General features: G+C 59.3%; 9 protein-coding genes. 8 read left to right on the top strand and 1 reads right to left on the bottom strand.

Annotated features, from left to right (window positions below; genetic code table 11):
* The 4 genes from VL003_RS01790 to rlmD form a co-directional block, all read left to right on the top strand.
* The coding region (locus VL003_RS01790) for a peptidoglycan DD-metalloendopeptidase family protein (protein ID WP_325438980.1) at positions 1 to 658 on the top strand (658 nt) is incomplete at its 5' end.
* On the top strand, positions 655 to 1,431 hold the full coding sequence (locus tag VL003_RS01795) for a 3'-5' exonuclease (protein ID WP_325438982.1): 777 nt from the start codon (positions 655 to 657) through the stop codon (positions 1,429 to 1,431). The genes VL003_RS01790 and VL003_RS01795, both read left to right, overlap by 4 nt.
* A 97-nt stretch (positions 1,432 to 1,528) precedes the next feature.
* Positions 1,529 to 2,191 (top strand): hypothetical protein, encoded by a 663-nt coding sequence (locus VL003_RS01800; RefSeq protein ID WP_325438984.1) that lies wholly within the window; start codon positions 1,529 to 1,531, stop codon positions 2,189 to 2,191.
* A 155-nt stretch (positions 2,192 to 2,346) separates the two neighbouring features.
* A complete protein-coding gene (gene rlmD / locus VL003_RS01805; protein ID WP_325438986.1) occupies positions 2,347 to 3,657 on the top strand; it encodes a 23S rRNA (uracil(1939)-C(5))-methyltransferase RlmD in 1,311 nt (436 codons plus the stop codon).
* A gap of 859 nt (positions 3,658 to 4,516) precedes the next feature.
* Here the strand turns inward: rlmD and argH are convergent.
* The gene (gene argH, locus VL003_RS01810; protein WP_325438988.1) at positions 4,517 to 5,932 is read right to left on the bottom strand and encodes an argininosuccinate lyase; all 1,416 of its coding nucleotides are present in this window, start codon (positions 5,930 to 5,932) and stop codon (positions 4,517 to 4,519) included.
* A 170-nt stretch (positions 5,933 to 6,102) separates the two neighbouring features.
* Between argH and VL003_RS01815 the strand changes: the two genes are divergently transcribed.
* The 4 genes from VL003_RS01815 to VL003_RS01830 all read left to right on the top strand — a co-directional run.
* A complete protein-coding gene (locus VL003_RS01815) occupies positions 6,103 to 7,395 on the top strand; it encodes a mechanosensitive ion channel family protein (protein ID WP_325438997.1) in 1,293 nt (430 codons plus the stop codon).
* Between the two features lie 76 nt (positions 7,396 to 7,471).
* Positions 7,472 to 9,130: an NAD+ synthase gene (locus VL003_RS01820; protein WP_325438990.1), complete on the top strand. Its 1,659-nt coding sequence runs from the start codon at positions 7,472 to 7,474 to the stop codon at positions 9,128 to 9,130.
* Positions 9,131 to 9,158: 28 nt separating this feature from the next.
* On the top strand, positions 9,159 to 9,497 hold the full coding sequence (locus VL003_RS01825; protein ID WP_325438992.1) for a P-II family nitrogen regulator: 339 nt from the start codon (positions 9,159 to 9,161) through the stop codon (positions 9,495 to 9,497).
* Positions 9,498 to 9,533: 36 nt separating this feature from the next.
* Positions 9,534 to 9,892 (top strand): transporter substrate-binding domain-containing protein (locus VL003_RS01830; RefSeq protein WP_325438995.1); only part of this gene is annotated, 359 nt, incomplete at its 3' end.

The following is a 9,892-nucleotide window of genomic DNA, read 5'->3' on the forward strand; positions in this document are numbered from 1 at the left end:
CGCACCGGTTACCGATATGTCGGGCGGGCAAACGGCCACCGAACCTGCAACCGGCACCTATGTGGTCCGGCCCGGTGACACGCTGTACCAGATTGCGCAACGCCATGGCATCGACATAGCCACCCTGGTGCGGCTGAACAATATTTCCGACCCCAGCCAATTGCGCGTGGGTCAGACCTTACGTCTTTCCGACAGCGCACCGGGGGTGCCCTCTCCCAGTATTGCCACCCCGGCACCGGTAACGCCGGTTACGCCTACCGAGCCCCCCATTCCCATGCCGGCGTCCGACGCCAACCTCATTTCCTGGGGCTGGCCGGCAAGCGGAAAAATGATTCAAGGTTTCAACACCAATACCAAAGGCATTGACATCGAAGGGGCGGTGGGCGACACGGTCGTGGCGGCTGCGTCGGGTAAGGTCATGTATGCCGGCAACGGTGTGCGGGGCTTGGGCAACCTTATCCTTTTGGGCCACAGCAACGGGTTCATTACCGCCTACGCCCACAACGACAAGCTGCTGGTCAAGTCGGGCGACACAGTCTCCAAGGGCGACAAAATTGCGCTGCTGGGCCAGACCGACACCAGCTCGCCACGCCTTCACTTTGAAATTCGCCGCAGCGGCACGCCGGTCAACCCGCTTTCGTACCTGCCCAAACGATGACCCCAACCCTGGTCTTCGACCTTGAAACCATACCCGACGCCAAGGGGTTGCGTACCCTGGGTACCTACGACCCGGCCTGGACCGACGAGCAGGTTATTGAAGCGGCGCTGCAGGCGCGCATGGAATCCCACGGTACCGGTTTTCTGCCCCTGCACCTGCACAAAATCGCGGTGGTGGGCTGTGTGTTTCGAGACGACAACGGCTTTCGTGTCAAAACCCTGGGGCAGGCCGACGACCCCGAGGCGGCACTGATCTCGGGCTTTTTCAAGACCATCGAGCATTACACGCCCCGCCTCGTCAGTTGGAATGGCTCGGGGTTTGATCTGCCCGTCTTGCACTATCGCAGCCTGATTCATGGGGTGCCCGCCCCCCGTTATTGGGACACCGGCGAAGACGACCGCGACTTCAAGTACAACAACTACATCAGCCGCTATCACAACCGCCATATTGACCTCATGGATCTTCTGGCCAAGTACAACGGCCGTGCCAACGCGCCGCTCGACGACCTGGCCAAATTGTGCGGGTTTCCGGGCAAGCTGGGCATGGACGGCGGGCAAGTATGGCGCGCCTGGTCCAGCGGCAAGGCCGACGAAGTTCGCGCCTATTGCGAAACAGACGTTGTGAATACCTGGCTGGTGTATTGCCGGTTTCGGTTCTTGCGTGGCGAACTTGACCAAACCGCCTATCAGGCCGAGGTCGACCTGGTGCGCGAAACCTTATCGGCCAGCGACGCCGGGCATTGGAAAGAATACATGGCGGTGTGGAACGCCTGAAATCGTTTGAAAACAGATTGTCGGCGGCGAAACAGTTTCGAAACCGCTCCGGGCCGACAATGGCTGCTCCTATTGAAGAATGTAGAAGGAAGCCACCATGCACCAGACCAAATCCGCCCTGATTTTTAAACTTGCCGCCATCGCCGCCGCCGTCTCGGTGCAGGGCGTGGCCCTCGCACAGCCTGCCGCTGCTCCTGCCACAACAGCGACCGAACAGTCGGCGCCGGCCACTTCAGACGCCACTCGAGGCGGCCATCACGCCCACCCCCACCATCAGCACATGCATCGCCATCGCGACCAGCGTCGTGCGGCCTTTGTGGTTCCCGGCTACGGTTCGTTGGGTGAAAAAAGCGTCGAGGCCCTGAAGCTGAACGACTCGCAGAAGAAGCTGCTTCAACAGGCGCAAGAAGCTCAGAAAGGCGATCGCGCCGGCCGATTCGACGCCATGAAAGAGGAACGGCAAGAACGTTATGAAGCCCTGAAGGCCGGCAAGCTTGACCCACGTGCCGCCCTGAAGGATGCCGAAGCTGCGCACCAGGCCGCCATCGAAAGCCGTGCAAAAATCAGCGAAAAATGGCTGGCTGTTTGGGATTCCCTGGACGAAGGACAGCAAAAGCTGGTTGGCCAGCAGCTTGCCGAACGAGCCGGAAAGCGCGCTGAACGCATGCAAAAGTACGCAGAACGCCGTGCCAAGCAGACTGACAGCGCCGAGCAGGCCGACAGCGCCAAGCCGGAAGCTGCAGCACCAACAGCAGACTGATCACCATAATCCGTAGCGGTATTTTCTAGAGGCGCCCGCCGTCATTCGGCAGCTCACAGGGCGCCTTTTTTGCGCACGGAAGCTTTCGGCGTCTGCTGCGCTTTCCCGCGTCCTTTACAATTCGATCCTGACTTTTTTCTGGTCGAATCGTTGATATGTCGGAAGTATTTGAGATTGAATCCCTGGACCTTGAGGCCCGTGGCGTGACGCACCGCGACGGCAAGGTCGTGTTTGTCGAAGGGGCTTTGCCGGGTGAAAAGGTATACGCCAATATCGCGCGGCGTAAAGCGTCGTTTGACACCGCTCGTGTCGAGCGGATAGTGCGGTCGTCGGCGCAGCGGGTGACGCCGGCCTGCCCGTATTTTGGGCAGTGCGGCGGCTGTGCCATGCAACACTTGACGCCGGCCGCGCAGGTGGCGGTCAAGCAGCGTGTGCTGGAAGACGCCCTGGAGCACATCGGCAAGGTCAGCCCCGCGCAGATTCTGGCGCCCATGCATGGCCCCGACTGGGGCTATCGCTACCGTGCGCGGCTTTCAGTGCGGCTGGTAACCAAAAAGGGCGGTGTGCTGGTTGGCTTTCGCGAAAAGCGCGGCAGCTACGTGGCCGACATGGAGCAATGCCTGGTGCTGCCGCGCCATGTGTCAAACCTGCTGATGCCCTTGCGCGAGCTCATCGGCGCATTAAGTGCCCCCAAAAGCATTCCTCAGATAGAAGTAGCGGTGGGTGATGAAGGGACCGCACTGCTATTGCGGCACATGGAGGCTTTAAGCCCTGGTGATATCCAGTTGCTGAAAGCGTTTGCGGCCAAGCGTGAGATCATGTGGTGGTTGCAGCCCAAGGGGCCGGATACGGTTCATCCGTTGGACCGTGTTCATACTGACTCGCTGGCGTATTTGTTGCCCGAGTTCGGGTTGCGCATGGCTTATCGGCCCACCGACTTTACCCAGGTCAACAGCCAGATCAACCGCGCGTTGATCTCCCGGGCGCTGAACCTGCTTGACGTGCAGCCGGACGACCGGGTGGCCGACCTGTTCTGCGGCCTGGGCAACTTTACGCTGCCCCTTGCTACGCGTGCGCGGCAAGTGGTCGGCATAGAGGGCAACCAGGCCTTGGTCGAGCGCGCCAAGGTCGCCGCTGCGCAGAACGGGCTGGCCGAGCGGGCAAGCTTTACGGCCCTGAATCTGTTCAATGTGGATGTTGATTGGTTGCGCGAACTGGGCCGCTTCGATCGCATGTTGATCGATCCGGCGCGCGAGGGGGCAGAAGCAGTTTCTCGCGCCCTGGCAGAGCTGAAGGGGCCTGAACGCCCGACACGGCTGGTGTATGTGTCGTGTAACCCGGCTACCTTGGCGCGCGATGCCGGTATTCTGGTGAACGAAGGCGGCTATCGCTTAAGCGCGGCGGGTGTTGTGAACATGTTTCCGCATACTGGACATGTGGAGTCTATCGCTGTATTTGACGCGTAAGCTCCGTTGCTGCTGGTTCTTGAGACGTTATTACGCTGTGGTTCGTCGCTGTGCTGGTTCTTGAGACGTTCCTGCGCTGTGGTTCGTCGCTGTGCTGGTTCTTGAAACGTTCCTGCGCTGTGGGGCAGGTCTTTTTCGGGCGGAGGCACTCGGCCTTCGGCCCGCCTGCCCTGATCGTCCGCCCCTTCGGGCTCCCTTCTCAGGGCGCCCGGCTCTCGCGCCAACGCCCGAAAAAGACCTGCCCCGCATCGCAGGAACTGCGGTTGGGATCAGAGGCATTTCTTCGTGCTAGGGAAGGGGGGCCTTGGCTACGTCGACATCGGCGACATGAGTCTTAGTAGCCACGCCAGCGACACCAGGGACATCAGCGGCATCAGCGGCATCAGCGGCATCAGCGGCATCACAGCATCACAACATCACAGCATCACAGCATCACAGCATCACAGCATCACAGCATCACAGCATCACAGCATCACAGCATCACAGCAAACAGCCCCGGCATCCCTATTACACGAGGTCCTTTAAGCGCCTCAATCATCGTAAACGGAAGGCGTGGGGCGGGGTGGGGTATTTGGGCGACGTTAGCAAGCCGAGCGAACTGTCGTCTGCGGGGAGGCAAGCACGCAGCATGTTTGAGCAACAAGGGTGTCGGGCCACTGGCCCGACGTTGCGAGTTCTGCGTGCGCCCCGCAGACGACAGTTCGAGAGGGAAGCCGGCAAAGCCGGCCGCAGCTGCCGGCGCCCAAATACCCCACCCCGCCCCACGCCGTATTTAGAACTCCAGCCACGCAAAAACCTCAAACCACGCAAAAAAAATGGGCGACCCCAAAGGCCGCCCATTACGCGTAGAACACAAAGATCAGCGCGTCTCGTCGAGCACGCGCTGAGCTTCGATCTTGACGCGTTCGGGTGCTGTGCCGCCGATATGGTTGCGTGCCGCCACCGAACCTTCAAGCGTAAGAACCTGGAACACATCGGCTTCGATCAGCTTATGGAAGTCTTGCAATTGCTCGAGTGTCAGGTCAGCCAGATCACAGCCCTGTTCTTCGCAGGCGCGTACCGCATGCGCCACGGTTTCGTGGGCATCGCGAAAGGGCACGCCTTTCTTGACCAGATAGTCGGCCAGGTCGGTGGCCGTGGCAAAACCCTGCAGCGCGGCAGCGCGCATGGCGTCGGGCTTGACCCGAATGCCGCTGACCATGTCAACAAAAATCGTCAGGGTGTCGCGGATCGTATCGGCCGAGTCGAACAGGCCTTCTTTGTCTTCCTGGTTGTCTTTGTTGTAGGCCAGAGGCTGGCCTTTCATTAAAGTAAGCAGCGCGATAAGGTTGCCGTTGACGCGGCCCGTCTTGCCGCGCGCCAGTTCGGGCACGTCGGGGTTTTTCTTTTGCGGCATGATCGAGCTGCCCGTGCAGAAGCGGTCGGCCAGGTCAATGAAGCCCACGCGCGGGCTCATCCACAGCACCAGCTCTTCTGAAAGCCGCGAGATGTGGGTCATGATCAGTGCGGCGGCGGCACAGAACTCAATGGCAAAATCGCGGTCAGACACAGCGTCGAGAGAGTTTCTGCATACGCCGTCAAAGCCCAGGGTTTTGGCCACGCGCTCGCGGTCGATCGGGTACGATGTACCCGCCAATGCGGCGGCACCAAGAGGCAGGCGGTTTACCCGCTTGCGGCAGTCGGCCAGGCGCTGCTGGTCTCGCTCGAACATTTCGGCGTAGGCCAGCAGATGGTGGCCGAAAGTTACCGGTTGGGCCACCTGCAAATGGGTAAAGCCGGGCAAAATGGTTTCGGCCTGTTGCAGGGCCAGTTCGGCCAGGTTGTGGCGCAATTGGCTCAGCAGGGCAATGGCGGTGTCGATTTCTTGTCGCAGCCATAAGCGAATATCGGTGGCGACCTGGTCGTTGCGCGAGCGGCCCGTGTGCAGGCGTTTGCCGGCGTCGCCAATCAGTTCAACCAGGCGTTTTTCAATATTCAGATGAACGTCTTCAAGGTCGAGCGACCATTCAAATCGGTTCTGTTCGATCTCTTGCAGTATTTGCGCCATGCCGCGTTGTATGTCGGCGTTGTCTTGCGCACTGATGATGCCGATGGCCGCCAGCATGTCGGCGTGGGCCAGCGAGCCCTGAATATCGACCGCCGCAAGGCGCTGGTCAAAGTCGACCGAGGCCGTGTAGCGTTTTACAAGATCGGAAACCGGTTCGGAAAAGCGCGCAGACCATGCCTGGGCTTTGTTGGCAAATTGATTTTGCCCGGAAGAAGAATTTTTAGACATAGAGCCGAATTATAAAATAGCCGCCTGCAACGAAATATTGCGCGCCTGAAGTATTGTGTATTGTATTAGGCTTTTTTAGAGGAAATTAAGCATTCGCACCCGCTTGCGCGGGGCGTTTCGCGAATATCAAGATGTCGAGCATGGATCTGGCAATAGAAAACAACAACCTGATGGCCGCCTGGTTTGGCGACAACTGGCTGGGCGGCCTGGTGCCTGATTCGGTCTGGGCCCAGGTGGCGATCGGGTTGGGCGTGCTGATTATTCTGGTTTTGATGGCCAGTTGGCTGACCGACAAAGTTGCCCTGACTGTGGCGCGTCGCATGCTCAAGGCCATAGGCCAGGAACAGTGGTCTGAAGCCTTGCACCGGCATCGCGTTTTTCGATACATAGGGTACCTGGTGCCGCTGCTGGTCCTTACCGTCAACGTAACCTTGCTGCCCATTACCGAAAAATACGTGGGGCCGGTGTCGCGGTTCTTGCAGGCGGTAAGCCTGGTTTATTTCTTTCTGATCTTAAGCCGCCTGCTCAAGGCATGGCTCGACATGTATGCAGCCACCACCCGCGCGCAGACCCGGTCGATCAAGGGGTATGTGGAGCTGGCCCGCATTGCGCTGTGGTGCATCTGCATTATTTTGGTTTTTTCCCTGCTGATCGACCGCTCGCCGCTGTTGATGTTGTCTGGTCTGGGTGCGTTGTCGGCGGTATTGCTGCTGGTGTTCAAAGACACGCTGTTGTCGCTGGTGGCAAGCACGCAAATGACCAGCAACGACATGCTGCGTATCGGCGACTGGATCGAGATGCCGCAAGCCAACGCCGACGGCTTCGTCATCGACATTGCGCTGCATACGGTCAAGGTGCAAAACTGGGACAAGACAGTAACCACCATTCCCACCTATAAGCTTTTTTCTGAAAGCTATCGCAACTGGCGCCACATGTTCGAGTCGGGCGGGCGGCGCATCAAGCGCACCATGCGAATCAATGCCGCCACGGTTCGGTTCCTGACGGAAGACGAGGTGCGTGACCTTTCGCGTTTTAATCTGCTGAAGGACTACCTGGCAGGCAAAGAAGCCGACATTCAGGAAAGCAACCTGGCCCTGGGCGAGGCCGCGGCCGATCCGGTGAACCGCCGCCGGCTCACAAATCTGGGTACGTTTCGTGCCTATGCGCTGGCCTACCTTAAACAGCACCGCGAGTTGCGCCAGGACATGCTGATGATCGTGCGGATGATGGAGCCCGAGTCCGAGGGGATTCCAGTCGAGGTGTATTGTTTTTCGGCCAACACGGCGTGGGTCGAGTACGAGCGCATTCAGGGCGACGTTTTCGACCATCTTCTGGCCATTTTGCCCGAGCTCTCGCTGCAGTTGTACCAAGCCCCTTCGGGCGCCGATTTTGTGTACGGCCTGCAAGGCGTGGCTCGTCAGGTCGAAGGCCCGCGCAAGCCAATTTCTTTGGACGCCGGTTAAAGCGATTTGGCGAACCGGCCGCCTTACGCTTCATGCGATAATTTTGGTTCCATGATTCTTACACGGGCTACTGTCAATGACGGTTGTTAAAGTCGGCCTTGCCCAGATCAACACTCGGGTGGGCGACCTGGGCGCAAACGCCGCCAAAGTGCTCGAGGCGGCGCGCTGGGCGCAAGGGCAGGGCGTTGACCTGCTGGTTACGCCCGAACTGACCCTTACCGGATACCCGGCCGAAGACCTTTTCTTGCGTGGCGAATTCATTCGCAGGCACGACAAGGTCTTTGCGCAATTGTGTGCCCACCTGCACGAGCTCGGCAACGAGCTGCACGTGGTGGTCGGGCATGTCAAGCGCATTGACAACAAGCTGTATAACGTTGCGTCGGTGGTGGCCGAGGGCCGGGTGCTGGTCAGTTACTGCAAGCACGAGCTGCCCGATTACGGCGTATTCGATGAAGAGCGCTATTTTTCGGCGGGCCGGGAACCGGCCGTCTTTGACGTCAAGGGCGTAAGGTTCGGTCTGAACGTGTGCGAAGACGCCTGGTTCAAGTCCGCGCCCACCATGGCCGCCGAGCATGGCGCTCAAGTATTGCTGGTGCTGAATGCTTCGCCTTACAGCACCGACAAGCAGCAATTGCGCCTGGAACAGATGGGCGCCAATGTGCACGGCATGACCACCGTCTATGTGAACAAGGTCGGCGGCCAGGACGAGCTTGTGTTCGATGGCGCCTCGTTCGTGCTCGACCCGGCAGGCAAGGTGGCGCTGCGGCTACCCACCTTTCAGGAAGCCTGGTCGGTGCTTGAAATCGACGCAAGCGGCAAGCCCCTGCAGGGCGGTTTTTTCAACACGCCCAGGGCAGGCGATGCGTGGCAGCCGGCGCTCCAGCACTGGCCGCCCACCCTTGCGCAAGTATACGAAGCCTTGAAGCTGGCACTTTCCGATTACATGCAAAAGACCGGGTTCAAGCAAATTGTGCTGGGTTTGTCGGGCGGCATGGATTCGGCGCTGGTTCTGGCGGTGGCGGTCGATGCCGTGGGAGCGCAGAACGTGCGCACCGTGATGATGCCGTCGCGTTACACGGCAGACATTTCGCAGGTGGATGCCCGTGAAATGGCCCGCAATCTGGGCGTGGTGTACGACGAGATACTGATAGGCGCCTTGGCCGACAGTTTCGATGCGGCGCTTGCCCCTTTGTTTGCGGGCCTGCCTGTCGATGCCACCGAAGAGAATATACAGGCTCGCATCAGGGGCACCCTGCTGATGGCCCTGTCGAACAAGTTCGGCAGCCTGGTGGTGACCACGGGCAATAAATCGGAGCTGGCAACGGGTTATTGCACGCTGTATGGCGACATGGCCGGCGGCTTCGCCCTGCTTAAAGATGTACCCAAGACCATGGTGTATGCTTTGGCGCGTTGGCGCAACGAGCGTTCGCCGGTCATACCTCAGCGCATCATCACGCGGCCGCCTTCGGCCGAGCTGCGCCCCGACCAGACCGATCAGGACAGCCTTCCGCCGTACGATGTGCTGGACGACATTATCGAACGCTATGTCGAGCAGAACCAATCGATGCAAGAAATCGTGCAGGCCGGGCATGCGCAAGAAACCGTGGCGCAGGTGCTAAGGCTGATACGCATCAACGAATACAAGCGAAGGCAAGGCGCCGTGGGCCCCAAGATTACCTCCAGGGCGTTTGGCCGCGATTGGCGCATGCCTATTGCCAACGGCTTTCGCGATTAAGCACCCATATACTTTCGGAGAAGAACACATGAAGCTGATCGCGGCAATTATCAAACCGTTCAAGCTCGACGAAGTACGCGAAGCCCTGGCCGACATCGGCGTAAGCGGCTTGACCGTTACGGAAGTCAAAGGGTTTGGCAGACAAAAGGGGCATACCGAGCTTTATCGCGGCGCCGAGTATGTGGTGGATTTTCTGCCGAAGATCCGTATCGAGGTGGTTGTGCCGGACGAGATGGTCGAGCCGGCGATTGAAGCCATTGTCAAGGCGGCTCGTACCGGAAAAATCGGCGACGGCAAGATTTTTGTCATGCCGGTTGAACAGGCCATACGCATCCGTACCGGAGAATGCGGTACCGAAGCGCTTTAACGCCGTGTGGCATCCACAGCAAAACCAGGAGACGCGATGAAGTTCTTACCCATGATGTTGGCGGTGTTAATGGCCATGCCGGTGGCGGCGCAGGCACAGGGGCGCCTCGACAAAATCAAGCAATCGGGGCAGATTACGCTGGGTGTGCGCGAGTCTTCCATTCCATTTTCGTACCTGGACGACGCCCAAAAGCCGGTGGGCTATTCGATTGATATTTGCTATGGCATTGTGGCAGCATTAAAAGACAAATTGGGCTTGCCCGAACTGAAGGTTCGCGAAGTCTCGGTCACGTCGTCTACCCGAATTCCGCTTGTGGCCAACGGCACGGTTGATATCAGTTGCGGTTCGGCCACCAATAACGAGCAGCGCCAGCAGCAGGTCAGTTTTGCGCCCAC

The organism is Pusillimonas sp., from assembly GCF_035515275.1.
Lineage (GTDB): Bacteria > Pseudomonadota > Gammaproteobacteria > Burkholderiales > Burkholderiaceae_B > Pusillimonas.